General features: G+C 69.5%; 25 protein-coding genes. 21 read left to right on the forward strand and 4 right to left on the reverse strand.

Features of this window, described 5'->3' with window-relative positions; genetic code table 11:
• On the reverse strand, window positions 1-231 hold a 231-nt coding region (locus tag AB4Z01_RS17200), incomplete at its 3' end, for a hypothetical protein (protein WP_441695739.1).
• 114 nt (window positions 232-345) lie between these two features.
• Here AB4Z01_RS17200 and AB4Z01_RS17205 point away from each other — a divergent pair.
• The gene (locus AB4Z01_RS17205; RefSeq protein ID WP_441695741.1) at window positions 346-1,200 is read left to right on the forward strand and encodes a LysM peptidoglycan-binding domain-containing protein; all 855 of its coding nucleotides are present in this window, start codon (window positions 346-348) and stop codon (window positions 1,198-1,200) included.
• A gap of 148 nt (window positions 1,201-1,348) precedes the next feature.
• On the opposite strand, the gene AB4Z01_RS17210 is transcribed toward AB4Z01_RS17205, so the two are convergent.
• On the reverse strand, window positions 1,349-2,725 hold the full coding sequence (locus tag AB4Z01_RS17210) for a formimidoylglutamate deiminase (RefSeq protein WP_441695742.1): 1,377 nt from the start codon (window positions 2,723-2,725) through the stop codon (window positions 1,349-1,351).
• 68 nt (window positions 2,726-2,793) lie between these two features.
• Here AB4Z01_RS17210 and hutI point away from each other — a divergent pair, with 68 nt between their 5' ends.
• The 5 genes from hutI (at window position 2,794) to AB4Z01_RS17235 (ending at window position 10,540) form a co-directional block, all read left to right on the forward strand.
• Window positions 2,794-4,005 (forward strand): imidazolonepropionase, encoded by a 1,212-nt coding sequence (gene hutI / locus AB4Z01_RS17215; RefSeq protein WP_441695744.1) that lies wholly within the window; start codon window positions 2,794-2,796, stop codon window positions 4,003-4,005.
• A gap of 85 nt (window positions 4,006-4,090) precedes the next feature.
• The gene (locus AB4Z01_RS17220) at window positions 4,091-4,636 is read left to right on the forward strand and encodes a lytic transglycosylase domain-containing protein (protein ID WP_441695746.1); all 546 of its coding nucleotides are present in this window, start codon (window positions 4,091-4,093) and stop codon (window positions 4,634-4,636) included.
• Window positions 4,637-4,865: 229 nt separating this feature from the next.
• On the forward strand, window positions 4,866-7,550 hold the full coding sequence (locus tag AB4Z01_RS17225) for an SLBB domain-containing protein (RefSeq protein ID WP_441695748.1): 2,685 nt from the start codon (window positions 4,866-4,868) through the stop codon (window positions 7,548-7,550).
• Between the two features lie 142 nt (window positions 7,551-7,692).
• Window positions 7,693-9,006 carry a malonyl-CoA decarboxylase domain-containing protein gene (locus AB4Z01_RS17230; protein WP_441695749.1) on the forward strand — a complete coding sequence of 438 codons (1,314 nt, stop codon included), beginning with the start codon at window positions 7,693-7,695 and terminating at the stop codon, window positions 9,004-9,006.
• A gap of 13 nt (window positions 9,007-9,019) precedes the next feature.
• Window positions 9,020-10,540 carry a malonate--CoA ligase gene (locus AB4Z01_RS17235; protein ID WP_441695751.1) on the forward strand — a complete coding sequence of 507 codons (1,521 nt, stop codon included), beginning with the start codon at window positions 9,020-9,022 and terminating at the stop codon, window positions 10,538-10,540.
• Between the two features lies 1 nt (window position 10,541).
• On the opposite strand, the gene AB4Z01_RS17240 is transcribed toward AB4Z01_RS17235, so the two are convergent.
• On the reverse strand, window positions 10,542-10,790 hold the full coding sequence (locus AB4Z01_RS17240) for a hypothetical protein (RefSeq protein WP_441695753.1): 249 nt from the start codon (window positions 10,788-10,790) through the stop codon (window positions 10,542-10,544).
• Window positions 10,787-11,617, reverse strand: coding sequence for a hypothetical protein (locus tag AB4Z01_RS17245; RefSeq protein WP_441695755.1), 831 nt, complete (start codon window positions 11,615-11,617; stop codon window positions 10,787-10,789). The genes AB4Z01_RS17240 and AB4Z01_RS17245 overlap by 4 nt, the downstream gene beginning before the upstream one ends.
• Window positions 11,618-12,154: 537 nt before the next feature.
• On the opposite strand from AB4Z01_RS17245, the gene AB4Z01_RS17250 reads away from it, so the two are divergent.
• The 15 genes from AB4Z01_RS17250 to lpxB all read left to right on the forward strand — a co-directional run bounded on the left by AB4Z01_RS17250 (window position 12,155) and on the right by lpxB (window position 26,575).
• Entirely contained in the window at window positions 12,155-12,472 is a 318-nt protein-coding gene (locus AB4Z01_RS17250) for a hypothetical protein (protein ID WP_441695757.1), read from the forward strand.
• Window positions 12,473-12,688: 216 nt separating this feature from the next.
• The gene (rpsB, locus tag AB4Z01_RS17255) at window positions 12,689-13,483 is read left to right on the forward strand and encodes a 30S ribosomal protein S2 (protein ID WP_429229112.1); all 795 of its coding nucleotides are present in this window, start codon (window positions 12,689-12,691) and stop codon (window positions 13,481-13,483) included.
• Window positions 13,484-13,587: 104 nt separating this feature from the next.
• A complete protein-coding gene (gene tsf, locus AB4Z01_RS17260; RefSeq protein WP_441695759.1) occupies window positions 13,588-14,514 on the forward strand; it encodes a translation elongation factor Ts in 927 nt (308 codons plus the stop codon).
• Between the two features lie 43 nt (window positions 14,515-14,557).
• The gene (gene pyrH, locus AB4Z01_RS17265; protein WP_429229114.1) at window positions 14,558-15,283 is read left to right on the forward strand and encodes a UMP kinase; all 726 of its coding nucleotides are present in this window, start codon (window positions 14,558-14,560) and stop codon (window positions 15,281-15,283) included.
• A 38-nt stretch (window positions 15,284-15,321) separates the two neighbouring features.
• Window positions 15,322-15,843: a ribosome recycling factor gene (frr, locus tag AB4Z01_RS17270; RefSeq protein ID WP_441695820.1), complete on the forward strand. Its 522-nt coding sequence runs from the start codon at window positions 15,322-15,324 to the stop codon at window positions 15,841-15,843.
• 8 nt (window positions 15,844-15,851) lie between these two features.
• On the forward strand, window positions 15,852-16,586 hold the full coding sequence (locus AB4Z01_RS17275; protein WP_441695761.1) for an isoprenyl transferase: 735 nt from the start codon (window positions 15,852-15,854) through the stop codon (window positions 16,584-16,586).
• On the forward strand, window positions 16,564-17,391 hold the full coding sequence (locus AB4Z01_RS17280; RefSeq protein WP_441695763.1) for a phosphatidate cytidylyltransferase: 828 nt from the start codon (window positions 16,564-16,566) through the stop codon (window positions 17,389-17,391). The genes AB4Z01_RS17275 and AB4Z01_RS17280 overlap by 23 nt, the downstream gene beginning before the upstream one ends.
• The gene (locus tag AB4Z01_RS17285) at window positions 17,388-18,548 is read left to right on the forward strand and encodes a 1-deoxy-D-xylulose-5-phosphate reductoisomerase (RefSeq protein WP_441695765.1); all 1,161 of its coding nucleotides are present in this window, start codon (window positions 17,388-17,390) and stop codon (window positions 18,546-18,548) included. The genes AB4Z01_RS17280 and AB4Z01_RS17285 overlap by 4 nt, the downstream gene beginning before the upstream one ends.
• Before the next feature lie 48 nt (window positions 18,549-18,596).
• Complete coding sequence (gene rseP / locus AB4Z01_RS17290) at window positions 18,597-19,712, forward strand: RIP metalloprotease RseP (protein WP_441695767.1); 1,116 nt, start codon at window positions 18,597-18,599, stop codon at window positions 19,710-19,712.
• A gap of 152 nt (window positions 19,713-19,864) precedes the next feature.
• The gene (gene bamA / locus AB4Z01_RS17295; RefSeq protein ID WP_441695769.1) at window positions 19,865-22,156 is read left to right on the forward strand and encodes an outer membrane protein assembly factor BamA; all 2,292 of its coding nucleotides are present in this window, start codon (window positions 19,865-19,867) and stop codon (window positions 22,154-22,156) included.
• Between the two features lie 126 nt (window positions 22,157-22,282).
• The gene (gene lpxD / locus AB4Z01_RS17300; protein WP_441695771.1) at window positions 22,283-23,305 is read left to right on the forward strand and encodes a UDP-3-O-(3-hydroxymyristoyl)glucosamine N-acyltransferase; all 1,023 of its coding nucleotides are present in this window, start codon (window positions 22,283-22,285) and stop codon (window positions 23,303-23,305) included.
• A 1-nt stretch (window position 23,306) separates the two neighbouring features.
• Window positions 23,307-23,780, forward strand: a complete 474-nt coding sequence (gene fabZ / locus AB4Z01_RS17305; RefSeq protein WP_441695773.1) for a 3-hydroxyacyl-ACP dehydratase FabZ — start codon at window positions 23,307-23,309, stop codon at window positions 23,778-23,780.
• Window positions 23,777-24,586 (forward strand): acyl-ACP--UDP-N-acetylglucosamine O-acyltransferase, encoded by an 810-nt coding sequence (gene lpxA, locus AB4Z01_RS17310; protein ID WP_441695775.1) that lies wholly within the window; start codon window positions 23,777-23,779, stop codon window positions 24,584-24,586. Before fabZ ends, lpxA begins: the two co-directional genes overlap by 4 nt.
• The gene (locus AB4Z01_RS17315; protein WP_441695777.1) at window positions 24,576-25,403 is read left to right on the forward strand and encodes an LpxI family protein; all 828 of its coding nucleotides are present in this window, start codon (window positions 24,576-24,578) and stop codon (window positions 25,401-25,403) included. Before lpxA ends, AB4Z01_RS17315 begins: the two co-directional genes overlap by 11 nt.
• Window positions 25,400-26,575, forward strand: coding sequence for a lipid-A-disaccharide synthase (gene lpxB / locus AB4Z01_RS17320; RefSeq protein ID WP_441695779.1), 1,176 nt, complete (start codon window positions 25,400-25,402; stop codon window positions 26,573-26,575). The genes AB4Z01_RS17315 and lpxB overlap by 4 nt, the downstream gene beginning before the upstream one ends.
• Window positions 26,576-26,641 lie beyond the last annotated feature (66 nt).

Consider the following 26,641-nt stretch of genomic DNA (forward strand, 5'->3'; position numbering starts at 1 on the left):
CAGGTCTCGGTCCAGCCGCCGCCGGCGCCAGCTCAGCCACAGGTCTCGGTCCAGCCGCCGCCGGCGCCAGCTCAGCCACAGGTCTCGGTCCAGCCGCCGCCGGCGCCAGCGCAGCCACAGGTCTCGATCCAGCCGCCGCCGGCGCCAGCTCAGCCGCAGGTATCGGTCCAGCCGCCGCCGGCGCCGGCCCAGCCGCAGGCATCGGTCGAGCCGCCACCGGCTCCGGCCCAACCTCAAGCCTCGGTCCAGCCGCCGCCGGCTCCGACGCAGCCACAGGCTTCGGCCCAGCCGCCGCCAGCCCCAACCCAGCCATCTCCCCAAGCGGCGGCACCGGCCGATCCGGCCGTGCTGAGCTTCGACGCGATCCGGGTGAACTCGGACGGCGGCGTCACCATCGCCGGGCGCGGCCCGGCCGGGGCCCGCATCCTGCTGATGGACGGCGACCGGCAGATCGGTTCGGCCCAGGCCGACAGCTCCGGCGGCTGGGTCTTCATGTCCGACGCACCGATCGCTGCCGGCGACCATCAGCTGTCGCTGCGCCTGGCCGATGGCGGTGCCACTTCCGGCGAGGTCGCCACCGTGGTGGTGCCGGAGCGTGGCCATGATATCGCCGGCCGGCCGGCGGCCGGCAGCGGCAGCGGCCCGCTGGTGCTGCTGACGCCGCAGCAGGGCGCTTCCACCGTGTTGCAGGCACCGCAGGCGACCTCGTCCGGCCCAACCCCGGCGGCGCCAGGCGGGACCGGGGGGGCGCTATCGATCAACGTCATCGACTATGGCGAGGGCGGCACCGTCTTCGTCAGCGGCCGGGGCCGGGCCGGCGCGACGATCAGGCTCTATCTCGACAACCGGCCGATCGGCGAAGGCGGGGCCGATCCGGGCGGGCGGTTCCGGATCCGGGCCGAAGGCACGATCGAACCCGGTGTCTACAAGCTGCGAGCCGATCAGCTCGATGCCGCCGGCAAGGTGACGGCTCGGGCCGAGACTCCGTTCCAGCGGGCGGCGCCGGCGGAGGTCGCAGTGGCCGAGGGACGGGTCGTGGTCCAGCCCGGCAACAGCCTGTGGCGGATCGCCCGCCGGCTCTATGGTGAGGGGCCGCGCTACACCGTGATCTACCAGGCCAACCAGCAGCAGATCCGCAATCCCGACCTGATCTATCCCGGGCAGATTTTTGCGGTTCCGGCGGCAGACAATCCCAGCTGACGACAAAATCTGCCCGGCGTGACGGCCGTCACAGCAGAGGGATGGAGGGCGGGCTAAGCTGGCGACAGCTCGATAGCGTCTCCCGCTCGAGCAGCCTCCCTGTTTACCTCGCGGGCCCCGGTTTCCAGGGCCCGCTTTTCTTTGTCCGTCAGGCCAGCAGCGCCGCCATCACCTCGCGGTAGCGCGTCGCTACCACGTCCTCGTCGGCGTGGCAGCCGTCGCGCACCCGCCAGCGGCCGCCGGCCATGACATGGCGGATCGGAGAGTGGTTGCCGGCGAAGACGAAGCTGTCCAGCAGCGTGTCGCCCTTGCGGCCGATCAGCGCCGGGTGGTCGCGGTCCAGCACCACCAGATCAGCCCGGGCGCCAGCCTCGATCCGGCCGGTGGCGCGGCCGACCGCGCGGGCACCGCCGTCGATCGCCGCCTGGAACAGGGTGGCGCCGACCGAGGGCCGGTCCGGCCCGCCGGCGACACCGCGCTTCCGGTGCGACAGGCGCTGGCCGTATTCCAGCCAGCGCAGTTCCTCGATCACTCCGACCGAGATATGGCTGTCCGAGCCGATGCCGAGCGCGCCGCCGGCGGCGAGGTAGGGGGCGAGGGGGAACAGGCCGTCGCCGAGATTGGCCTCGGTGGTCGGGCACAGCCCGGCGACCGCGCCGCTGGCCGCCAGCCCGGCGGTCTCGGCCTCGGTCAGATGGGTGGCGTGGATCAGGCACCAGCGGTCATCGACCGCGGCATGGCCGAGCAACCATTCGACCGGCCGGGCACCACTCCAGGCCAGGCATTGCTCGACCTCCTTGACCTGCTCGGCGATGTGGATGTGGATCGGCGCCGCCGGATCGGCTGAGTGCATCCCCGTCACGGTCGCCGCCAGCATCTCCGGCGGCACCGCGCGCAGCGAATGCGGGGCGACGCCGATCCGCACATCCGGGTCGCCGGCATGGTCGGCGCGCAGCCGGCCGATGATGTCGAGGATGCCGTCGACATCGTTCAGGAAGCGGCGCTGCCCGTCGCCGGCCTGCTGCCCGCCGAAGCCGCCGGTGTTGTACAGCACCGGCAGATGGGCGATGCCGAGGCCGGTCGCCTTGGCTGCCGCGATCACCCGGTGCGACAGCTCCGCCCGGTCGGCGTAGGGGGTACCATCCGGCTGGTGGTGCAGGTAGTGGAACTCAGCGACGCAGGTGTAGCCGGCCTTCAGCATCTCGACATACAGCTGCGCCGCGATCGCCTCGACTTGGTCCGGGTTCAGCACGCGGACGAAGCGGTACATCTGCTCGCGCCAGCTCCAGAAATCATCGCCCGGGCCGGCAGTGGTCTCGGCCAGCCCGGCCATGGCGCGCTGGAAGGCGTGGCTGTGCAGATTGGCCATGCCGGGCAGGACGATGCCGGCGATCGGCTCGGCCCCACCGCGCTCGGCCCCGGCCGCGGTGCGGAGGATGTCGCCGCGGGCGTCGAGCTCGATCAGAACGTCATCGGCCCAGCCATCGGCCAGAAGGGCGGTCTCGGCGAAATAGCGCGTGGTCAAGTGGCGGCATCCCGTGAGATGAAACGCGGTGCGGCAGCATAGGCCCGGTTCGGCGAAGGGAAAGAGGCATGTGGGATCGGCTGTGGATCAATGCGCGGCTGGCGACCATGAATGGCGAGGGCTACGGCGCCATTCCCGACGGTGCGATCGCGACCGCGGGCGACCGCATCGCCTGGGTCGGGCGGCAGGCCGACCTGCCGGGCGCGCCCGATCGCCTGGCCGCGGTCGTGGAGGACGCGGCCGGCGCCTGGGTCACGCCGGGGCTGATCGACTGCCACACCCATCTCGTCCATGGCGGCGACCGCGCCCGTGAATTCGCGATGCGGCTGCACGGCGCCAGCTATGAGGAGATCGCCCGCGCCGGCGGCGGCATCGTCTCGACCGTCGCCGCCACCCGCGCCGCCGCCGAGGAGGACCTGCTGGCCTCGGCCCGGAAGCGGCTCGACGCGCTGGCCGCCGAGGGCGTCACCACCGTCGAGATCAAGTCCGGCTACGGCCTCGACCTGGCGACCGAGGCCAAGATGCTGCGCGTCGCCGGCCGGCTGGGGCAGGAGAGCGGCCTGCGGGTGCGGCGCAGCTTCCTCGGCGCCCATGCGGTGCCGCCGGAGGATCGCGGCCAGCCCGACCGCTATCTCGACCGCGTGGTCGACGAGATGCTGCCGGCGATCGCCCGCGACGGCCTTGCCGACGCGGTGGACGCTTTCGGCGAAAAGATCGCCTTCTCGCCGGCTCAGGTCGAGCGCGTGTTCCGCGCCGCGCGGAACCGGGGCCTGCCGGTCAAGCTGCATGCCGACCAGCTGTCCGACCAGGACGGCGCCGCGCTGGCCGCACGGTTCGGGGCGCTGTCGGCCGACCATCTCGAATACACCAGCGAATCGGGGGCGAAGGAGATGGGCCGCGCCGGCACCGTCGCGGTGCTGCTGCCCGGCGCCTTCTACTTCCTGCGCGAGACCCAGCTGCCGCCGGTGGGGGCGTTCCGGCGGCACGGCGTGCCGATGGCGCTGGCCACCGACAACAACCCCGGCACCTCGCCGGCGACCTCGCTGCTCATGATGCTGAACATGGGCTGCACCCTGTTCCGCCTGACGCCGGAGGAGGCGCTGGCCGGCGTCACCCGCAACGCCGCGCGGGCGCTGGGCCTGGCCGAGGAATGCGGCCGGCTGGTCCCCGGGCTCGCGGCCGACCTGGTGTTCTGGGACGTGGCCGACCCGGCCGAGCTGTCCTACCGCATCGCCTACAATCCGTGCCGCGCCGTGATTCGCGCCGGAATGCCGGTCTGATACGCCGGTATTCCGCCGAATCGGCGCGGTGTGCTAGAAGCATTGCATCGATTGGCGGGGGAAGCCGGTTGCGTTGGTGAGGGGATTGGGTCGGATCGCGGCAATCGCGACGCTGCTGCTCGGCTTGCCGGCCGGGCCGGCGCGGGCGCAGGACAGCTGCACGCCTTACATCCTGGCGATGGAGGGGGCCTTCGGCATTCCCCGCGGCATGTTGCTGGCGATCGCGCAGACCGAATCGGGCGGCAAGGGCGATCCTTACCCCTGGGCTTTGAATGTCGGCGGCACCTCGCTGTTCCCGAACAGCCTGGCCGCCATGAAGGCGGCGATCGAGGACAACGGCGGCGGCGAAAGCCCTAATATCGACGTCGGCTGTATGCAGATCTCGCTTCGTTACCACAAGCAGACCTTGCCGGACTACACTCTGATCTTCGAGCCAGAATACAATGTGATCTATGGCGCGTATTTCCTGCGGCGATTGTTCAACCGTTACGGCAATTGGCTGCAGGCGATTGCGCATTATCATTCGAGCGATCCGGATCGGCAGTTCGCCTATGCCTGCCGGGTGCTGGAACGGCTGAAGAAAATCCGCGGCCAGGGGGGCGGTCCGATTGAAGCCTGCGTGTCAGGTTGAGGGGCCAACGAATTGATTCGGGTTTTCTTTCCCGGCCAGATCGTTCAGAAGATGGAACATTGGGGGCGTTGGCTCGATCAGCGCTGCGATCGGCCATTTGAGAAGATGTCAGAAGCGGGGGACCATGAAGCCTGTGCACAGTGACCGTCGCCGGGACCGAGAGGGCGAGGCGCGTCGACTCGGATGGACCCTTCGCTACGGCATCKGTCCGGCCCTCCTGGCCTGCGGCGTGCTGATCCTCACCCCGATCGCCGGCCAGGCCCAGATGAACGCGCTGGTCGACCAGCTGCAGCAGCTCGGCATCAGCCCGTCGCAGTTGCAGCAGCAGGGCATCCAGCCGGACGGCATCACCATCCCCAGCGGGCCGCGCGTCCCGACGACGACCCCGGCGCAGGTCACCGAGCCGTCGGTGCTCTCGCCGGGCCTGCCGTCATCGACCATTTCCGCCGCGCCCGTCTCGCGCATCGAGGCCGACTACCAGCGGCGGCTGGCCGGCGACATCAGCCAGTTCGGCTATGACGTCTTCGGCGGCGGCGCCGTCGCCAGCCAGGTGGTCAGCGGCGCCGTCAGCGAGAACTACGTCGTCGGCATCGGCGACCAGATCGTGGTCACCCTGCGCGGCCAGGTGAATCAGGGCATCAGCGCGACGGTCGACCGCGAGGGCCGGCTGATCCTGCAGGATCTGCCGCCGGTCCCGGCGGCCGGCCGCTCCTTCGGCGATCTGCGCCGCGAGATCGAGACCAGGGTCCGGGAAAACTACGTCAGCACCGAGGCCTATGTGTCGCTCGGCGATGTGCGGGCGATCTCGGTGACCCTTACCGGCGAGGTGGTCAAGCCCGGCACTCAGACCCTGACCAGCTTCTCGACGCTGGTCGACGCCCTGACCGCCGGCGGCGGGATCAAGAAGACCGGCTCGCTGCGCACGGTCGCGCTGATCCGGCAGGGCCAGACCAAGGTCATCGACCTCTACGGCTTCCTGATGGGCTACAGCAACGAGGCCGACCTCCTGCTGCAGGACGGCGACCGGATCTCGGTGCCGACGATCGGACGCACCGTCGGGGTCGGCGGCGACGTGGTCCGGCCGGGCATCTTCGAGATGCCGCCCGACGCCGTCGGACCGCTCAGTGTCGCCGAGATGCTGGACTATGCCGGCGGGCCGATCCGCCCCTCCGGCAACCGGTTCAACCTGCTGCGGCTCGACCGCAACGGCCAGGACCAGGTCCAGAACCTGTCGGGGCAGACGGCGGTGCCGGTGCAGACCGGCGACATCATCCAGATCACCCTGTCGCAGGATTTGCGCGTCGGCAGCGTTTCGGTCACCGGCAACGTCACCGTTGCCGGCGTCCGGCCGCTTAGCAGCGCGCCGACGCTCCGCGCCTTGCTGTCCGATCCGCCGATCCTGGCGGATGACGTCTACCTGCCCTTCGGCGTGATTCAGACCACCGATCCGGCCACGCGGATCCGCAAATTCGTGCCGGTCAATCTGAGCGTGGCGCTGCGCGGCGGCGGCAACATCCGCCTGCGCGACCGCGACAAGCTGATCGTGCTGTCACGCGAGGACATCCGCTATCTCGGCGGGGACGACGTCCAGATGATGCTGGCCGGACGCCAGCCGGGCCAGGCTCGATCGGCGGCGGCGGACGCGTCCCAGAACGTCCAGGCCCAGAACCAGACGCTGACCTCCGCGCTGCCCGCGGCGGTTGCGGTCAGCGGCAGCTGCCTCGGCCTGCGGTCGCTGGCGGAGGCGGTGCGCAACGATTCGACCGGCCGTTTCCGCAACGCGCGGCAGACCTTCCAGAATGTTGAGGGGGCCGGTTCCCTGCAGGTCAACCGTGCCTGCCCGCAAATTTTTGACGACTATCCGGACCTGCTGCCCTTCGTGATCGAGCATGTCGTCGCGCTCGAAGGCCAGGTGCGGGTGCCGGGCAGCTACCCGATCATCCCGGGCACCACGCTCGCCACCGTGCTCGACATCGCCGGCGGCACGACGATCGAGGCCGACCGCCGCGCCATCGAGGTCGGCTACTTCTCCACCCTGTCGCCAGCCAACGTCAGCGGCTCCTGGCGCTCGGTGCAGAGCCTCGGCGCCACCACCGCGTCGATCAAGCTGAACCCCGGCGACAGCGTCCGTATCCCGCAGAGCCCGCAGCTGCGCGAGGACGGGTCGGTCACCCTGGCCGGCGAGTTCACCCATCCCGGTCGCTACGTGATCCGCCGCGGCGAGACCCTGCTGCAGCTGATCCAGCGGTCCGGCGGCTACACCAACCAGGCCTTCACCTATGGCGCGGTGTTCACCCGCGAGGCCGTGCGGCAGCAGCAGCAGCAGGGCTATGAGCGCACCGCCCGTGAGATCCAGGCCGGGTTGCCGCAGCTCGTCCAGGAGGCCCAGGGCGACAGTGCCAACAAGAGCCCCGCCGCGGCCCTGCCGGCAATCCAGAGCCTGATCGCCGAGCTGAAGAGCATCCCGGCCGCGGGCCGCGTGGTGATCGAGGCCGATCCGACGGTGCTGGCGGCAAAGCCGGAGCTCGACTTCACCCTGGATGCGGGTGACCAGCTGTTCGTGCCGAAGCGGCCGCTGTTCGTCACCGTCTCGGGCGAGGTGCTCAACCCGGGCACGGTCCAGTATGACGGCAAGCTGACCGCCGATGATTATGTCGAGTTCGCCGGCGGCATGACCGAGGTGGCGGATACCGGCCGCGCCTTCGTCATCATGCCGAACGGCCAGGCGCAGCCGCTCGATCTGTCGTCCTGGAGCTACAGCTCGGTCCGGGTGCCGCCGGGGTCGGTCATCATCGTGCCGCGCGACCTGACGCCGTTCGACCTGTACCGGCTGGTGCGGGATGTCGGATCGATCGTGCAGAGCCTGGCGATCTCCGCCGCCTCGCTGGTGATCATCGGCAACAACAAGAACTGACGCTGGCTGGGTCACAAAGGGGGCGGTGCCGCCGGCACCGCCCTTTTTTGTAGCCGGATTGCCGGCATGCGCGGGGCGAGATTGTGCCGTGGGCGTGACGCGCTAACCTGACCGGGTCAGGCGGAAGCGGAACGGGCGTCGCATGCAAATCACCGACCTCATCAACTCGATCGCCGATCGTGGCCTCGAGCTCTTCGCCTTCGGCCGCGGCCGGGCTTTGCCGCAGGATCTGGGCGGCATCTGCCATGCGCTGTTGTCTGAACGAGGAGAAGCCTCCGGCATCGCCCTGGCGCGCGAGCTGGTAGCCCTCTATCGCGGCCTGGACGCGGCCGGGCGCGAGGCGTTCTTCACCCTGCTGGCGCGCGAGTTTGGCCCCGACCACGCGGCGGTCGCCGCCGCCGCCCGGGCCTTCGTCGCCGAGCCCAGCGCGGCCGGGGCGCTGGCGCTGGCCGAGGCGGCTGAGCCGCCGCGGCGGGAGCTGCTGCGCCGCATCAACATGCTGCCCGAGGGCACCGAGTTCGTGATCGGGCTGCGGGCCGACGCGCTCGACCTCGCGGATGAGAAGCCGGAGCTGCAGATCGTGGACGCCGACCTCAAGCATGTGCTGACCGACTGGTTCTCCGGCGGCTTCCTGGAACTGCGCCGGATCACCTGGGAGACGCCGGCGATCATCCTGGAGAAGCTGATCCAGTATGAGGCAGTGCACGCCATCCCGGGCTGGGAGTTCCTGCGCCGGCGCCTGGCCGAGGATCGGCGCTGCTACGCCTTCTTCCATCCGGCTTTGCCGAACGAGCCGGTGATTTTCGTCCAGGTGGCGCTGGTGCGCGGGCTGTCCGGCGAGATTGCGCCGCTACTCGACCCCGGGGCGCCGGTCGGCGATCCCGCTGCGGCCGACACCGCGATCTTCTATTCGATCACCAACACGCTGAAGGGGCTGCGCGGCATCTCCTTCGGCAGCTTCCTGCTGAAGCAGGTGGTGGCCGACCTGCAGCAGACCCTTCCAAACCTCGCCACCTTCTCGACCCTGTCGCCGATTCCCGGTTTCCGGCGCTGGCTGGAGACAACGGCGCCGGAGCACGAGCATCCGGCGGTGCAGGCGGCGGCCGAGGATCTGGTGCAGGTGCTGGAGGCGGGCGGGATCGAAGCGGCCGGCGCGGAAAAGATCCCGAAGGCGGCGCTGCTCGGCCTCTGCGCCCGCTATCTCGCCGCCGAGCTGCGGCCGAACGGGCGGCCGGTCGATCCGGTGGCGCGGTTCCATCTCGGCAACGGCGCCCGGCTGGAGCGGCTGAACTGGGCCGGCGACACTTCGCCGAAGGGGCTGGAGCAGGGCTGGGGACTTCTGGTCAATTACCTCTATGATCCGGCCGAGCTGGAGCGGAACCACGAGGCCTTCGTCAATGCCGGCAAGGTGGCGACGAGCCGCGCGGTGGCGCGCCAGCTGAAGCCCTATCTCTGACCCGCCGAGCCGAATGACCAATCTCTACCACGCCCTGTCCGCCCGTTTCCCCGCCGACCGGTCCAAGCCGGCGCTCGAGCTCGCCGACGGACGCCGGATCTCTTATGCCGGGCTGGAGGCGGCCAGCGCCCGTTACGCCAACCTGCTGCGGCGGCTGGGCGTGGCGCCGGGCGACCGGGTGATTGTGCAGATCGACAAGTCGCCGGAAGTGGTGTCGCTCTATCTCGGCTGCCTGCGCGCCGGTGCCGTCTACCTGCCGCTCAACACCGCCTACACCAAGGGCGAAGTCGCTTATTTCGCCGGCGACGCCGAGCCGGCGATGGCGGTGTGCCAGCCGGCGCGGCTGGCCGAGATCGAGGCGGTGGCCAAGCCGGCCGGCGCCAACGCGGTGCTGACGCTAGGGCCAGCCGGGGAGGGGACCCTGGCCGAGGCCGCGGCGGCAGAGGCGGACAGCTTCGAGACGCTGCCGCGCGGGCCGGACGACCTGGCCGCGATCCTCTACACCTCCGGCACCACCGGCCGGTCGAAGGGGGCGATGCTCAGCCACGACAACCTGTTGTCGAACGCCCTGACGCTGCATGATTACTGGGGCTTCCGGCCGGAGGACGTGCTGCTGCACGCCCTGCCGATCTTCCACACCCACGGCTTGTTCGTCGCCACCAACTGCGCCCTGCTGGCCGGGGCGACCATGCTGTTCCTGCCGAAATTCGACGGCGCCGAGGTGCTGCGCCTGCTGCCCAGGGCCAGCGTGATGATGGGCGTGCCGACCTTCTATACGCGGCTCCTGGAGCAGCCCGGCCTCACGCCCGAGACGTGCGCTCACATGCGGCTGTTCATCTCCGGCTCGGCGCCGCTGCTGGCCGACACCTTCGACCACTTCCGGCAGCGCACCGGCCACACCATCCTCGAACGCTACGGCATGACCGAGACCAACATGAACACCTCGAACCCGCTCGACGGCGAGCGGCGGGCAGGGACTGTCGGCTTCCCGTTGCCCGGCGTGTCGCTGCGGGTCGTGGACGACGATGCGAAGCCGCTGCCGCAGGGCGAGATCGGCGTGATCGAGGTCAAGGGCCCGAACGTGTTCAAGGGTTATTGGCGGATGCCGGACAAGACCGCGGCCGAGTTCCGGGCCGACGGCTTCTTCATCACCGGCGATGTCGGAGTGGTGGACGACCGCGGCTATGTCTCGATCGTCGGCCGGGCCAAGGACCTGATCATCACGGGCGGCTTCAATGTCTATCCCAAGGAGGTCGAAAGCCTGATCGACGCCATCCCCGGCGTCGAGGAATCGGCGGTGATCGGCCTGCCGCATCCGGATTTCGGCGAGGCGGTGGCGGCGGTGGTGAAGATGCGGGCAGGTGCCGTGCCGCTCGATCCTGCCGCGGTCCAGGCGGCGCTGCAGGACCATCTGGCCCGGTTCAAGCAGCCCAAGGCGGTGTTCGTGGTGGCCGAGATCCCGCGCAACGCCATGGGCAAGGTGCAGAAGGCGGCCCTGCGCGAGCAGTATAAGGCGACCTTCGAGCCAGCGTGACCTAAAGCGGGTCGCGCTTCGGGTTGCTGAGCAGGCCCTCGCGCTGCGCCACGTGGTTGTGGCCGGCGGACTGCGCGATCGCGTCGTGGTCCGGCGCGGGCTCGATGCGGACCAGGTCGGGCTCGTGCCAGGGCGATCCGGTGTCCCGCAAGGGCGGCTTGCCGGGCGAGAAGCCTGTGGCCAGGAAGGTCGCATCGAGATAGCGGCGCGCATCCTCGGGGCTCTCCGCGAAGACGACCATGTCCTTCACGAAATCGGCGCCGTTCTCCGGGTCGACGGCACGCCACCGCGGGTCTTGCCGGCGGGCGGGGTTGATCCGGACAGAATAGGCGCGCATGGGCTGGTGCCTCCTTGGTCGACACCCGGCCAACGCCGCCGCCGCGGTAGCGGTTCCGGATCAGCGGCAGGCGGGCTCGCCGGCCTCGATGTGGAAGCGGCGCGGGCCCGGCATCGCCGGCTGGGCGCTGTCGGCGGGGTGTCGACGATGCGGATGTCGAGCGTGCAGGGGCCGGCCTGGATCCGGTAGAGATCCTCGCCCGGCCGCTCGATCCGGTCGATCGGAGCGTCGCGCAGCTTCTGAGCCAGATCGTTGCTGTCCAGGATCGCCTGGAGCTCCCGCAGCCGCTGCCAATAGGGCGGCAGCGCCGCTCGGGCCTCGGCCGCGGCGCCGAGAAGCAGCAGCGCTGCAGCGCCGGCGGCCGCAATGCGGTGGCTGGAAGGAGATGGGGCCACGTCACGCCTCCTCGTCGCGGCCCCTGCGTCAGGCGCCGACATTCGGGATGAAGAAGCAGCGTATCGAATCGTCCGGCTTGCGGCAGAGCCAGTATTTGTCGTCTTCGCTGACTGGGCCTGGTCGGTCGGCACCAGCACTCCGGCTGGCCGGACCATATAGCCGTCGGGCCGAACCTGGACGTCGCGGGAAGGGTAGGCGGCGCAGTCGTTCGGTCCGCAGCAATGCTCATGCATGCCGGTCAGGTTCCGGTATTGGCCGTTTTGGATCCGCGCCGCCGGTCCATGGGCGGCCGCACTGCCGGTGGCGATGGCAAGCGCGGCCGCAAACGGGAAGAGGATGCGCATCGGCGCGACCTCCTGCCAGGGTTGCGGACGACTGGGCGTCACGCCTGGTCGGTCGGCCCGTTGCGTCCGTCTGCAGCGGACCGTGCAGAACGAACAATGGAACTTACCTGCATCTTCGTTCCACCGGACCCTGGACCATTGAACCAAGGGACGGAGTCCGCTCCGCTCTGCCAGGGCGGTCGGTGGCGGCGACTCCGGCTCCGGCCGGAGCCTGAAGCCGCTGTTCCAGCCGGTTGCGAAGACCGCTCCAGCCCAGGCATTCCGTGGCGTTCGCTTTGATCTTGACTCTCCAGGGGCGTAGGCATACATGGCCGGTGACGCCGGACGAGCCCAGGCCTGCCCGGCGCCAATCGCACAACGAGAGACAGATGGACGACCACCCTAGTCGTGGCGTCGCCAAGGCCGATCCGGCCGCGGTGACGTCGCCCGAACATCACTGGATCGCACTCGGCCTCGGCCGGGTGGATGGCGTGAGCCGGACCTAGGGTCGGAGCGCCGTTCGCCCCGCTTCCGCCGCGTGCGGGAACGGAGCGAACGATGAACCTCGCATTTCTCTCCTGCTTCGATCGCCGCCTGCGCCTGGCGCTGGGCGCCGTGATCTCCCCGCGGGCCGAGGCGCTGGCCGCCCTGCCGCGGTTCCGCAACCGCGACCTGCGCCACGACCCGGTCCGGGACGAGGACAAGGTGCTGCTGCGCTGGATCCGCGACCCCGAGACCGGCAAGATCGCCGCCCGCTGGGACGAGCCGGCCGCCGTGGCCCCGGCCACGCCGGTCGATGACTTGGCCGAGCACCGCGCCCGCCGGGCGCAGCGCTACCGTTCGCGTTTCGTCTGGACCGACCGCCGCAGCGCCTGAGCCGCGGCGGCCGACGCCGATCCGGGCGGCTGCCCGGGCTTGCTTTTCCCCGGCGCAGGGCGTATCAACCGCGCCGTCGTCAATCCCACACGCGGGCATCGCGGCCTGCCACAGCAGTGGCTCGGTCGCTCCGGTGCTTTTCGCCATATCCGCAATCCGCGGTGCGGCGGGAGGCAAGGCCCGCGGCGGAACAACCGGAAAAAGGATCTTCCGACCATGGCTACGCCGACCTTCACCATGCGCCAGCTCCTCGAAGCCGGCGCCCATTTCGGCCACCACACCCGCCGTTGGAACCCGAAGATGGCGCCGTTCATCTTCGGCGTGCGCAACGGCGTGCACATCATCGACCTCGAGCAGACCGTGCCGATGCTGCACCGGGCGCTCGACGCGGTCCGTGACGTCGTCGCCAACGGCGGCCGCGTTCTGTTCGTCGGCACCAAGCGCCAGGCGGCGGACAAGATCGCCGACGCGGCCAAGCGCTGCGGCCAGTACTACGTCAACCACCGCTGGCTCGGCGGCATGCTGACCAACTGGAAGACGGTGTCGCAGTCGATCAAGCGCCTGAAGGAGATGGACGAGCAGCTCAACCAGGGCGCGGTCGGCCTGACCAAGAAGGAGCAGCTGACCCTGACCCGCGAGCGCGACAAGCTCGAGAAGGCGCTGGGCGGCATCCGCGACATGGGCGGCCTGCCCGACATCCTGGTCATCATCGACACCAACAAGGAGTCGATCGCGGTCCTGGAAGCCGCCAAGCTCGGCATCCCGGTCGTGGCCGTGCTGGACAGCAACTCCAGCCCCGACGGCATCACCTTCCCGGTGCCGGGCAATGACGACGCGCTGCGCGCGATCGAGCTGTATTGCGAGCTGTTCTCCGGCTCGGTCATCGCTGGCATCCAGGCCGAGATGAGCGCGAGCGGCGCCGATGTCGGCGAGATGGAGGAGGCCCCGGCCGAGGAGGCGCTGCCGCCGCCGGCGGCCGAGACCGGCGAGGCGGAGCAGCCGGCCGCCTGAGCCGAGAGCGAACCAGGGGCGGCCCAGAAAGCCGCCCCTTTCTGTCGATGAGGGCGCCTGCGACCGGTGGGGCGCGGCGCCGAACGAACGGATGCGAGGACGATATGGCCGAGATCACCGCGGCGCTGGTGAAGGAGCTTCGTGAGAAGACCGGCGCCGGCATGATGGATTGCAAGAAGGCATTGGGCGAGAGCGGCGGCGACCTGGAGACCGCGGTCGACTGGCTGCGCAAGAAGGGCCTTGCGGCCGCCGCGAAGAAGGCCGGGCGCGTTGCGGCCGAAGGCCTGATCGGCGCCGCCGTCGAGGGCACCCGGGGCGCGCTGGTCGAGGTCAATTCCGAGACCGATTTCGTGTCGCGCAACGACAAGTTCCAGGGCCTCGTCTCGACCCTGGCCGGCCTCGCCCTCAAGGCGAATGGCGATGTCGAGGCGCTGGCCGCCAGCGCCTATCCCGGCACCGGCCGCACCGCCGCCGAGGAGGTGACCCATCTGATCGCCACCATCGGCGAGAACATCAGCCTGCGCCGCAGCGCCGCCCTGTCGGTTTCGGACGGCGTCGTCGCCGCCTATGTCCACAGCCCGGTGGCCGCCGGCCTCGGCAAGATCGGCGTTCTGGTGGCGCTGGAATCGACCGGCGACAAGGCCAAGCTCGAGGCCTTCGGCAAGCAGATCGCGATGCATGTCGCGGCGGCTCGGCCGGACGCGCTGCACATCGCCGACGTCGATGCCAGCAACCTCGAGCGCGAGCGCGCCGTGCTGGTCGAGCAGGCCCGTGCCAGCGGCAAGCCCGAAGCGATCATCGAGAAGATGGTCGAAGGCCGGATCCGCAAGTACTACGAGGAAGTGGTGCTGCACGAGCAGGTCTGGGTGCTGGACGGCGAGACCAAGGTCCGCAAGGCGATCGAGGATGCCGCCAAGGATGCCGGCGCCCCGGTCAGCGTGACCGGCTTCGTCCGCTTCGTGCTCGGCGAGGGCATCGAGAAGGAGCAGGGCGACTTCGCGGCGGAAGTGGCGGCCACGCTCGGCCGCTGAGCCGAATGGGAACAGATTGGCGGCGCTGAGGGAGTGGAGCGACATGGCGAAAGCGGCCCAGTATCGACGGGTGCTGTTGAAGATTTCCGGGGAAGCCCTGATGGGCGACCGGGATTACGGCATCGACCCGAAGATGGTGGAGCGCATCGCCGATGATGTCGCCCAGGTCCATTCCCTCGGCGTCGAGATCTGCATGGTGGTCGGCGGCGGCAACATCTTCCGCGGCATCAGCGGCGCCGCCTCCGGCATCGAGCGGGCGACCGCCGACTACATGGGCATGCTGGCCACGGTGATGAACGGCCTGGCGCTGCAGAGCGCCTGCGAGCACAAGGGCCTGCACACCCGCGTGGTCTCGGCCATCCCGATGCAGACGGTGTGCGAACCCTATATCCGGCGCCGGGCGATCCGGCACATGGAGAAGGGTCGCGTCGTCATCTTCGTCGGCGGCACCGGCAACCCGTTCTTCACCACCGACACCGGCGCCGCGCTGCGGGCGTCGGAGATGGGCTGCGACGCCTTGCTCATGGGCAAGCAGGTCGACGGTGTCTACGACGCCGACCCGCTCAAGGTCGAAGGGGCCAAGCGCTTCGATCGCTTGACCTACATGGATGTGCTGGCGAAAGATCTCCGCGTCATGGATCATGCGGCGATCTCGCTGGCCCGTGAAAACAAGATCCCGATCCTGGTCTTCTCCATCAACGAGCATGGCGCGTTTGCGGAGGTGGTCGCGGGGCAGGGGCGCTACACTATCGTGACCGAGGAGGGCTGAGCGTGGCCAAAGCCGATCTCGACGACATCTCCCGCCGCATGGCGGGTGCTCTGGAGTCCCTGCGCAAGGATCTGGCCGGTCTCCGCACCGGCCGCGCCAGCATCAGCCTGCTCGAGCCGATCACGGTCGACGTCTATGGCGCCCAGATGCCGCTGAACCAGGTCGGCACCATCGGCGTGCCCGAGCCGCGCATGCTGACCGTCACGGTCTGGGACCGCAGCGCGGTCAAGTCGGTGGAGAAGGCGATCCGCGATTCGGGCCTCGGCCTGAACCCGCAGACCGAGGGCCAGACCGTGCGCGTGCCGCTGCCGGAGCTGAGTGAGGAACGCCGCCGCGAGCTGACCAAGGTTGCCGGCAAATATGCCGAGGCCGCCCGTGTCGCGGTGCGCAACGTCCGCCGTGACGGCATGGACGCGCTGAAGCGCGCCGAAAAGGACCACGAGATCTCCGAGGACGAGCACAAGCGCCTGGCCGACAAGATTCAGGGCCTGACCGACAGCCGCATTCGCGAGATCGACGACGTGGCGGCGCAGAAGGAAAAAGAGATCCTTCAGGTCTGAGCACCGGGATGCACCGTTTCGCCCCCAAGGCCGAGGATCAGCCCGCGCTCCATGTCGCGATCATCATGGACGGCAACGGTCGCTGGGCGACCGGCCGAGGCCTGCCGCGCACGCTGGGCCATCGCAAGGGCATCGACGCCGTGCAGCGGACGATCGACGYGTCGATCGAGCTCGGCGTCGGCTATCTGACTTTGTTCGGCTTCTCGACCGAGAATTGGCGCCGGCCGATCCTCGAGGTCGGTGAGCTGATGAAGCTGCTGCGCTTCTTCCWGCGCGGCGAGCTGAGGGCCCTGCACAAGAAGGGCGTGCGGCTGCGCTTCATCGGCGACCGCGACCGGCTGGCGCCGGATATCGTCGACCTGCTGGTCGAGAGCGAGACGCTGACCCAGGGCAACACCCGGCTCAACCTCACCGTCGCGCTCAGCTACGGCGCCCGGCAGGAGATCACCGAGGCGGCGCGCCGGGTGGCGCGCGAGGTCGCCTCTGGCGCCCTGTCGCCGGAGGCGATCGACGAGCGGCTGTTCGCCGGCCGCCTGTTCACCGCCGACCTGCCCGACCCCGACCTGATCATCCGCACCAGCGGCGAGCAGCGGATCAGCAACTTCCTGCTGTGGCAGGCGGCCTATGCCGAGCTGATCTTCATCGATACGCTGTGGCCGGATTTCGGCCATGCCGACCTCGAGGCCGCCCTCGCCGAGTTCCGGCGGCGGGAACGTCGCTATGGCGCTGTCGGTGGCCAATAGCCCGCAGGTCAAGCGCAGCAACCTGACGCTGCGGATCGTCTCCAGCCTCGTTCTCGGACCGCTGATCCTCGCCGCCGTCTATGTCGGCCAATGGGAATTCGCGGTCATCATCGCGCTCCTCGGCATGCTCGGGGTCGACGAATGGCTGCGGCTGGTGCTGCGGCGGCCGCCGCCCGGCTGGGTCAGGGCCGGGGCCGCCATCGCCATCATCGCCGTGACCATCGCCACGGGCTGCGCCGGCGCTGTCGCTGGCCTGGTCGTGCTGGCCGCGGCGACGGTGGCCTTCGACATCGCGGTGAATCTGCGCCTCGGCACGCCCGGCCGGATGCCCGCGCTGGGCCTGCCCTATCTCGGCCTGACCGTGGTCGCGCTGCTGCATCTGCGCCAGGACGGCTGGCAGCCGGTGCTGTGGCTGCTGCTGGTGGTCTGGGCCACGGATATCGGCGGCTACATCTTCGGCCGCTGGATCGGCGGGCCGAAGCTGGCGCCGCGGCTGAGCCCGAAGAAGACCTGGGCCGGGCTGATCGGCGGGGCCGGCCTGGCGGCCGTGGCCGGCGCTGCCGCGATCGCGGTGCTGCATCGCGCCGGCGCGGCGGTCCTGGCCGTACCCGCCGCCGCCGCGCTCGCTCTGCTGGCCCAGGCCGGCGATCTCGCCGAATCCGCGGTCAAGCGCCATTATGGGGTCAAGGACAGCGGCAACCTGATCCCCGGCCATGGCGGCGTGCTCGACCGGATCGACGGCCTGCTGGCCGCGGCGCCGGTCTTCGCCTTGTTCACAGCCCTTTTGGATGCATCGTTCAGATGATCTCGGCCCCGTCCGCGGATGCCCCGCGCTCCGTCACCATCCTCGGCGCCACCGGCTCGGTCGGCGCCAGCACCGTCGACCTGATCGGCCGGTCGCCGGAGCGCTTCATGGTCGAGGCGGTGACCGCCAACACGGATGCGGAGCGGCTGGCGGCGATCGCCCGGCAACTCGGCGCCCGCTATGCCGCGGTGGCGGATGAGGCGGCCTATCCGGCGCTGAAGGCGGCCCTGTCCGGCAGCGGTATCGAGGCGGCGGGCGGTGCCGAGGCGGTGGTGGCGGCGGCGGCCCGGCCGGCCGACTGGGTGATGGGTGCCATCGTCGGCGCCGCCGGGCTGCAGCCGATCCTGACCGCGATCCGGCGCGGCGCCATGGTCGCCTTCGCCAACAAGGAGTGCCTGGTCTGTGCCGGCGAGCTGATGATGGCCGAGGTGCGGCGGCACGGCGCCACGCTGCTGCCGGTCGACAGCGAGCACAACGCAATCTTCCAGGTGTTGCAGCCCGGCGCGAAGGTGCGGCGGCTGATCCTGACCGCCTCCGGTGGGCCGTTCCGGGAATGGACACGCGACCAGATGGCGGCGGCGACGCCGGCCCAGGCCGTCGCCCATCCGAACTGGAGCATGGGGGCCAAGATCTCGGTCGACAGCGCCACCCTGATGAACAAGGGGCTGGAGCTGATCGAGGCTTCGCATCTCTTCGCCATGCCGGAGGACCGGATCGAGATCGTGGTCCATCCGCAATCGGTGATCCACAGCCTGGTCGACTATGCCGATGGCTCGGTGCTGGCCCAGCTCGGCGTGCCCGACATGCGGGTGCCGATCGCCTACACCCTGGCCTGGCCGGAGCGGATGGAGACGCCCTGTGCCGCGCTGGACCTGGCCAAGATCGCCCGGCTCGATTTCCAGGAACCGGACCCGGAGCGGTTCCCGGCACTGCGGCTGACCCGGGAATGCCTGCGGCAAGGTGGCTCGGCCGCGACTGTGCTGAATGCCGCCAACGAGGTGGCGGTGGCGGCGTTCCTGGAGGGGCGGATCGGCTTCCTCGACATCGAGCGGATCGTCGAGGGCACCCTTGCCATGATTCCGGCACAAGCTGTGGCGACTCTGGACGAGATGTTCGCCATCGACGCCGCGGCGCGACGGCACGCCGCTGCGCTTTGAAATCGCGGGCGAGCGGGCCCACATAGGCCCTCTGGCCGAGAGGTACGCATGACGCTGTTCACCTATCTGATCCCGTTCCTGGTCGTGCTGACCGTTCTCGTCTTCGTGCACGAGTTCGGCCACTACTGGGTCGCCCGCCGCAACGGGGTACGGGTCGAGACCTTCTCGATCGGCTTCGGGCCGGAGCTGTTCGGCTTCAACGACCGGCACGGCACCCGCTGGAAGTTCAGCATCGTGCCGCTCGGCGGCTATGTGAAGATGTTCGGCGACGCCGATGCGGCGTCGTCTCCGGCGACCGCGGCGCTGGACGGCATGACCGAAGACCAGCGCTCGGTGTCGTTCCATCACAAGCGGGTCGGCCAGCGCGCCGCGATCGCCGCCGCGGGGCCGATCGCGAATTTCCTGTTCTCGATCGTCGCCCTGTTCTTCCTGTTCCTGGTCGGCGGCCATCCCTTCCCGCCGGCGGTGGTGGGCGACGTCTCGGCGGGCGGCGCCGCGGCCGAGGCCGGGATCCGGTCGGGGGACCGGATCACCAGCATCGACGGCACCGCGGTCGATCGCTTCGCCGAGCTCGGCGTCGCGGTCCGGGCCGGCGGCGGCAAGGCGGTCGCGCTCGGCATCGACCGCAATGGCGAGGCGCTGAGCTTCGACCTGACGCCGCGGCAGGAGACGGTGGAGACGAACGATGGCGGCAGCGCCACCATCTGGCGGCTCGGCATCGCCGCCGACACCGGCCCCTACGGCGTGGTCGAGGCCGCCCGGATGTCGGTCAGCGAGAGCTGGGCGATCGTGTCGATGACCGCCTCGGCGCTCGGCGAGATGGTGTCGGGCCAGCGCGGCACCGAGGATCTCGGCGGCCCGCTCCGGATCGCCCAGATGTCCGGCGAGGTCTACCAGGTCGGCATCGTGGCGCTGCTCTGGTTCATGGCGATCCTGTCGATCAATCTCGGCCTGATCAACCTGGTGCCGATCCCGATGTTGGACGGCGGCCACCTGCTGTTCTGCGCGATCGAGGCGCTCCGCGGCCGGCCGCTCGGCGCGCGTGCCCAAGAATACGGTTTCCGCCTTGGGCTCGCTTTGGTATTAACCCTGATGCTCTTCGCGACCTGGAACGACTTGGTCCAACTCAAGGTAGTGGCCTTTTTCAAAGGCTTGGTGTCCTGAGCCGGGACGTGTTACCGGATCACGGCGGTTGTGACTCGCCGCGATCCGTAGCCGCTGAAGTGGGGGCGGCGGTCGTTCGTCAAGCCTCTCGCGCCCGGTCGATCGATCGGGGTGAGAGGATGGGTATGAGTTTGAGGGGAAAGTAGAAACCGATGTCGACCGTGACCTCCCGACTCTGGCTCGCGGCCGTGGCGGCTGTCGCTCTTAGTACGGCGCCGATGACGGCGCCGGCGCAGACCCGCGGTGCCGGAACCATCGCCGACGTCAAGGTCGAGGGGTCGCAGCGCATCGAGCCCGCGACCGTGATCTCCTATATGGCGCTCAAGCCGGGCGACGACTACAGCGACCGCGGCGTGGACGAATCCGTCAAGAGCCTGTTCGCCACCGGCCTGTTCGCCAATGTCCAGATCCGGCGCGAGGGATCGAGCCTGGTGGTGACAGTCGAAGAGAACCCGATCCTCAACGAGATCGCGTTCGAGGGGAACGACCGCTTCGACGACACCAAGCTGACGGCCGAGATCGAGGAGCGCCCGCGGCAGGTCTATACCCGAACGAAGGCGCAGAGCGACGCCGACCGCATCCAGCAACTGTACCGCCGCAGCGGCCGCTTCGCCGTCGCGGTCGAGCCGAAGATCATCAAGCTCGACCAGAACCGCGTGAACCTGGTGTTCGAGATCCGCGAGGGCGACCTCGCCAAGATCGAGCGGATCAACTTCGTCGGCAACCGGGCCTTCTCCAACGGCGAGTTGCGCGACGAGATCCTGACCAAGGAGACCGAGTGGTGGAACATCCTCGCCTCCAACGACACCTATGACCCCGACCGCCTGGCCGTCGACCAGGAGATGCTGCGCCGCTATTACCTGAACCGCGGCTATGCCGATTTCCGCGTGGTCTCGGCGGTGTCGGAGCTAGCGCCGGACGGCGAAGGCTTCTTCATCACCTTCACGGTCGATGAAGGCGAGCGCTACAAGTTCGGCAAGATCGACGTCAACAGCGCCCTGCCGGGCGTGACGCCGGAGGAGCTGCAGACCGTCATCGTCAGCAATGAGGGCGACTGGTACTCGAGCAAGTCGGTCGAGGACACGATCCAGGCCCTGACCACCTATCTCGGCGACCGTCAGTATGCGTTCGTCGACATTCAGCCGTCGGTGCAGCGCAACCGCGACGAGCATCTGATCGCGATCACCTACGAGATCTCAGAAGGCCCGCGCGTCTTCGTCGAGCGGATCGACATCAGCGGCAACGTCCGTACCGCCGACGAGGTGATCCGCCGCGAGTTCGAGCTGGCCGAGGGCGATCCGTTCAACGCCTCCCGGTTGAAGAAGTCCGAGACCAACATCCGCAACCTCGGCTTCTTCAGCAAGGTCGACATCAAGCCGATCCAGGGCTCGGCGCCGGACCAGACGGTGGTCCAGGCCGCAGTGACCGAACAGTCGACCGGCGAAGTGCAGCTCGGCATCGGCTACTCGACCAGCGACGGTCCGCTCGGCGACGTCACCGTCCGCGAGCGCAACCTGCTGGGCCGCGGCCAGGACCTGCGGCTGTCGACCTCGCTCAGCGGCGTGTCCTCGCAGATCGACCTAAGCTTCACCGAGCCGTATTTCCTCGGCCGCAACCTGGCGGCGGGCTTCGACCTGTTCCGCACCACGCGCGACAATCAGAGCTTCAGCTCCTACGATGAGACCAACACCGGTTTCGCGCTGCGCCTGGGCTATCCGCTGTCGGAGAACCTGCGGCAGACCCTGCGCTACCGCCTGAACTACCGCCAGATCTCGGACGTCGAGGACGACGCCTCGCGCTTCATCAAGGAGCAGGAGGGCAACACCCTGTCCTCTGCGGTGCAGCAGACCCTCAGCTATGATCGGCTGGACAGCCGCATCAACCCGACCGACGGCTACCGGATCACGCTGTCGAATGAAATCGCCGGCCTCGGCGGCGACGTGCACTACCTCAAGACCCAGCTCAGCGCCGACTGGTACTACCCGGTCACCGACTCCATGGTGCTGAACGTGGGCGGCCAGCTCGGCAACATCATCGGCCTGGGCGAGGACGTCCGGATCAACGACCGCTTCTTCCTGGGCGGCAACTCGTTCCGCGGCTTCCGGACCGGCGGTCTCGGCCCGCGCGATCTGAGCTCCAACGACAAGGACGCGCTGGGCGGCAACAACTTCGCCCTCGGTTCGGTCGAGCTCAGCTTCCCGCTCGGCCTGCCCAGCGAATTCGCCTTGCAGGGCCACGCCTTCACCGATGTCGGCACGCTCTGGGGGTCGGATGAGAGCGGCTCCGGCGTCGTCGACGACGCGGCACTGCGCGCCTCGGCCGGCATGGGCGTGTCCTGGGCCTCGCCCTTCGGCCCGATCCGGCTCGACTACGCCTATCCCTTTGCCAAGCGCGACTACGACAAGCAGGAGCAGCTGCACATCAGCTTCGGCTCGAGATTCTGATTGGTGCGGCGCCGGCCCGCTTCCGCGGTCGCGCGACTATCCGCGGCGCCGGCGAAGGCCGGCGCCGCTTTCGTTGATCGGCGCGGGATCGCTGCTGCCCGCCAGCCGTGAACTGAGAGTGCGCCCATGCCCGATCCGCGATTCTTTCGCAGCGCCGGTCCGTTCCCGCTCGGTCGCCTCGCCGCGATTGCCGGTGCGACCCTGGCGCCGGGGGCTGACCCGGACCGGCCGATCGCCAGCGTCGCGCCGCTGGACGCCGCCGGCCCGGACGACATCAGCTTCCTGGACAACCGCAAATATGTAGACGCCTTTGCCGCCAGCAACGCCGGTGCCTGCGTGATCGCGCCGGCACTGGCCGACCGGGCGCCGGCCGGCATGGCGCTGCTGCTGACGCCGAAGCCGTACAAGGGCTACGCGCTGATCGCCCAGGCCTTCTTCCCGGCGCCGGTGGCGCGGCCTGGCATCGCCGCGTCCGCCTCGGTCGACCCGACGGCGGTGATCGGCGAGGGGGTGGAGATCGGTCCGGGCGCCGTGGTCGAGGCCGCCGCCGAGATCGGCGCGGGCTGCCGGATCGGCCCGAACGCCGTGGTCGGCGCCGGCGTGGTGCTGGGCGAGCGCAGCGTCGTCGGGCCGGGCGCTTCGCTGAGCCATTGCCTGGTCGGGGCGCGGGTCACGATCTATCCCGGCGCCCGCATCGGCCAGGACGGCTTCGGCTTCGCCATGGACGCCGAGGGCCATGTCCGGCTGCCGCAGCTGGGTCGCGTCGTCATTGAGGACGATGTCGAGGTCGGCGCCAACTCCACCATCGACCGTGGGGCCGGCCCCGACACGGTGATCGGCCGGGGGGCGATGATTGATAATCTGGTGCAGATCGGGCACAACGTGCAGGTCGGACGAGGCGCCGTCATCGTCGCGCAGGCTGGCGTGGCGGGGAGCACCAAGTTGGGCGATTTCGCCGTTCTGGCTGCCAAGGCTGGTGTCGCGGGCCATCTCAGCATCGGTGCGGGGGCGAAGATCGCCGCGAATGCGGGGGTGATGCGCGACGTCGACCCCGGTGCCGAGGTAGTGGGCGCGCCCGCGATCCCGAAGCGGCAGTTTTTCCGGCAGCAGGTCATGCTAGCGCGTCTAGCCGAAGGGAAGGGCGACTGAGATGGACGGAGCCGCCGGCGACAAGAAGAACATGTCGCAGCTGGACATCCTCAAGATCATGGAGATGATCCCGCATCGTTATCCGATGATCTTGGTGGATCGCGTGATCGATGTGGTCCCGGACGTGAGTTGCACCGGGATCAAGAACGTCACCATCAACGAGGGCTTCTTCCAGGGCCACTTCCCGCGCTACCCGGTGATGCCGGGCGTGATGATCGTCGAATCCATGGCACAGACCGCGGCCGTGCTGGTCGTCGCGACCCTGGGCGAGGACGCCAAGGGCAAGCTGGTCTACTTCATGACCGTCGACCACGCCCGCTTCCGCCGGCCGGTGACGCCGGGCGACAGCCTGCGGGTCCATGTCCGCAAGCTGCAGCATCGCCGCAACGTCTGGAAGTTCTCCAGCGAGGTGAAGGTCGACGACGTGCTGGTGGCGGAGGCCGAGTTCGCGGCCATGATCATGGACGATCTATGAGTTCTTCCACCATTCATCCGATGGCCCTGGTCGACCCCGCGGCGAAGCTCGGGGCCGGCGTCAAGATCGGTCCGTTCTGCACCATCGGCCCCGACGTCGAGCTGGGCGACGAGGTCGAGCTGATCTCGCATGTCGTGGTCGCCGGCCGCACCAGCATCGGGCCGAAGACGAAGGTGTTTCCCTTCGTCTCGCTCGGCCTGCCGCCCCAGGACCTGAAGTTCTCCGGCGAGAAATCGCAGCTGGTCATCGGCGCCAACAACGTGATCCGCGAGCACGTGACCATGAATCCGGGCACGCGCGGCGACAAGATGAAGACCGTGGTCGGCGACAACTGCATGTTCATGGTGAACACGCATGTCGCCCATGACTGCATCCTCGGCAGCCACATCATCATGGCCAACAACGCCGTACTGGCCGGGCATGTGACGATCGAGGACCATGTCATCATCGGCGGCAACAGCGCCATCCACCAGCACCTCCGGCTGGGCGCCCACAGCTTCGTCGGCGGCATGACGCCGGTGCGCAACGACATCATCCCCTTCGGCCTGGCGATCGGCGAGACCGCGACGCTGAACGGGCTGAATCTGGTCGGGCTGAAGCGCCGCGGTTTCAACAAGCCGCAGATTCAGTCGCTGCTGGCCGCCTATCGCACGCTGTTCGACGGCGAGGCGCAGTTCTCCGAACGCATCGAGACGACGCGGCAGAAATTCGGCGACAACGAGGTGGTGCAGCGCATCCTCGCCTTCATCGACGCCGATTCCGGCCGCAACGTGATGCAGCCGGCCCGCCGACGGCATGCCGGATAAGCTCGGCATCCTCGCCGCCGCCGGCCCGCTGCCCGGGCGGCTGGTCGAGGCATGCCGCCAGGGCGGGCGGGACTTCGTCGTCGTCGCCTTCCGCGGCATGACCGATCCGGCCCTGGTCGAAGGCGGGCAGGTGCCGCATTTCTGGACCCGGCTGGGCGCCGCCGGCCGCTGGATCGACGAGCTGAAGCGCCAGGGCGCCCACACGCTGTGCCCGGCCGGCAACATCCGCCGGCCGAGCCTGTTCGAGCTGATGCCCGACTTCAAGGCGGTGCGGATCCTGACCCGCATCGGCTTCTCCTCGCTCGGCGACGATGCGCTGCTGACCGCGCTGCGACGGGTGCTGCAGGAGGAGGGCTTCCGCCTCGTCGCCCTGCACGAGGTGATCGACGACTTCCTGGCCAAGCCTGGCCTGCTGACCCGAACGACACCGGACGAACTGGCCCAGGCCGACATCGCCAAGGCACGGGAGATCGCGCGCGAGATCGGCCGGCTCGACATCGGCCAGGGCGCGGTGGTGCAGCATGGCTATGTCCTGGCGGTCGAGGCGGCGGAGGGCACCGACGCGATGCTGCGTCGCTGCGGCCCGCTGGCCCGGCCGGGCCCCGGCGGCGTGCTGGTCAAGGCCAAGAAGCCGCAGCAGGACATCCGGTTGGACCCGCCGACGATCGGCGTCACCACGGTCGAGCTCGCCGCTGCTGCCGGGCTGCGCGGCATCGTGGTCGAGGCCGGCGGCGCCATGATCATCGACGCCGAGGCGGTGCGGCAGGCGGCCGACCGGCACGGGCTGTTCGTGCTCTGCCTGGCGGAGGGCGAGTGACGGCACTGCACATCTTCCTGGTGGCGACCGAGCCGTCCGGCGACCTGATGGGCGCCAGCCTGATGGCGGCGCTGAAGCGGCGCTGCGGCGACGGCGTGCGCTTCAGCGGCGTCGGCGGCGCCCGGATGGCGGCGGAGGGCTTGGCCAGCCTGTTCCCGCTGGCCGACATCGCGGTGATGGGCGCGGTCGAGCTGGTGCCGCAGTTGCCGCGCCTGTTCGACCGGATCCGCCGCACCGCCGAGGCGGCGCTGGCGGCGAAGCCGGACGCGCTGGTCTCGATCGACGGCCTGGCCTTCAACGCCCGGGTGGCGGCGCGGCTGGCCGGCCGCAACTTCCCGATCGTGCATTTCGTCGCCCCCAAGGTCTGGGCCTGGCGGCCGGGCCGGGCGCGCAAGCTGGCCAAGTTGGTCGACCATCTGATGGTGCAACTGCCCTTCGAGCCGCCCTGGTTCGAGCGCCACGGCCTGGCGACCACCTATGTCGGCCATCCGATCATCGAGACCGCGGCGGGACAGGGCGATGGCGCCCGCTTCCGCCAGGCGCATGGCATCGCGCCGGAGGCCAGGCTGCTGACCGTGCTGCCCGGCAGCCGGCGCGGCGAGATCCAACGGCTGCTGCCGGTGTTCGGCGAGACGGTGCGGGCGCTGGCGTCCCGGCATCCGGGGCTGCGCGTGGCCGTACCAACGGTCGACACGGTGGCGGCGCCGGTGCGCGAAGCGGTTGCGTCCTGGCCCGGCGATCCGATCGTGATCGAGGGCGACGGCGAGAAATACGACGCCTTCGCCGCCAGTGACGCGGCGCTCGCCGCCTCCGGCACGGTGGCGCTCGAGCTGGGCCTGGCCCGGGTGCCGAGCGTGATCGCCTATCGCGTCAACCCGGTCTCGGCCTTTGTCGTGCGGCGCATGCTCACGACGAAATATGCCAATCTGGTCAACATCATGCTGGACCGCCCGGCGGTGCCGGAGCTGCTGCAGGAGAACTGCACGCCGGAGAATCTTGCGGCCGCGATCGACACGCTCCTGACCGATCCGGCGGCGGTCGCGGCGCAGCGTGCGGCCTATGACGAGGTGGCGCGCATGATGCTGCTGCCGGACGGTGCCGTGCCGGGCGACCGGGCGGCGCAGGTGGTGCTGGACGTGATCCGGCAGGGGCGGCGGCCGAAGGCAGGCTGATCCCCATCATCGTCATTCCTGCGGAAGTAGTCGTCCTCTCCGTATCCGGTTGTCATTGCCGGGCTT

Source organism: Inquilinus sp. YAF38 (genome assembly GCF_052113205.1).
GTDB lineage: Bacteria > Pseudomonadota > Alphaproteobacteria > DSM-16000 > Inquilinaceae > Inquilinus.

Excerpts from the sequence above, each read along its gene's own strand:
- hutI (WP_441695744.1), top strand. The coding sequence starts at position 2,794 with ATGTGGGATCGGCTGTGGATCAATGCGCGGCTGGCGACCATGAATGGC.
- AB4Z01_RS17230 (WP_441695749.1), top strand. The coding sequence starts at position 7,693 with ATGCAAATCACCGACCTCATCAACTCGATCGCCGATCGTGGCCTCGAG.
- AB4Z01_RS17235 (WP_441695751.1), top strand. The coding sequence starts at position 9,020 with ATGACCAATCTCTACCACGCCCTGTCCGCCCGTTTCCCCGCCGACCGG.
- AB4Z01_RS17245 (WP_441695755.1), bottom strand. The coding sequence starts at position 11,617 with ATGCGCATCCTCTTCCCGTTTGCGGCCGCGCTTGCCATCGCCACCGGC.
- AB4Z01_RS17250 (WP_441695757.1), top strand. The coding sequence starts at position 12,155 with ATGAACCTCGCATTTCTCTCCTGCTTCGATCGCCGCCTGCGCCTGGCG.
- rpsB (WP_429229112.1), top strand. The coding sequence starts at position 12,689 with ATGGCTACGCCGACCTTCACCATGCGCCAGCTCCTCGAAGCCGGCGCC.
- tsf (WP_441695759.1), top strand. The coding sequence starts at position 13,588 with ATGGCCGAGATCACCGCGGCGCTGGTGAAGGAGCTTCGTGAGAAGACC.
- pyrH (WP_429229114.1), top strand. The coding sequence starts at position 14,558 with ATGGCGAAAGCGGCCCAGTATCGACGGGTGCTGTTGAAGATTTCCGGG.
- frr (WP_441695820.1), top strand. The coding sequence starts at position 15,322 with ATGGCGGGTGCTCTGGAGTCCCTGCGCAAGGATCTGGCCGGTCTCCGC.
- AB4Z01_RS17280 (WP_441695763.1), top strand. The coding sequence starts at position 16,564 with ATGGCGCTGTCGGTGGCCAATAGCCCGCAGGTCAAGCGCAGCAACCTG.
- AB4Z01_RS17285 (WP_441695765.1), top strand. The coding sequence starts at position 17,388 with ATGATCTCGGCCCCGTCCGCGGATGCCCCGCGCTCCGTCACCATCCTC.
- rseP (WP_441695767.1), top strand. The coding sequence starts at position 18,597 with ATGACGCTGTTCACCTATCTGATCCCGTTCCTGGTCGTGCTGACCGTT.
- bamA (WP_441695769.1), top strand. The coding sequence starts at position 19,865 with ATGTCGACCGTGACCTCCCGACTCTGGCTCGCGGCCGTGGCGGCTGTC.
- lpxD (WP_441695771.1), top strand. The coding sequence starts at position 22,283 with ATGCCCGATCCGCGATTCTTTCGCAGCGCCGGTCCGTTCCCGCTCGGT.
- fabZ (WP_441695773.1), top strand. The coding sequence starts at position 23,307 with ATGGACGGAGCCGCCGGCGACAAGAAGAACATGTCGCAGCTGGACATC.
- lpxA (WP_441695775.1), top strand. The coding sequence starts at position 23,777 with ATGAGTTCTTCCACCATTCATCCGATGGCCCTGGTCGACCCCGCGGCG.
- AB4Z01_RS17315 (WP_441695777.1), top strand. The coding sequence starts at position 24,576 with ATGCCGGATAAGCTCGGCATCCTCGCCGCCGCCGGCCCGCTGCCCGGG.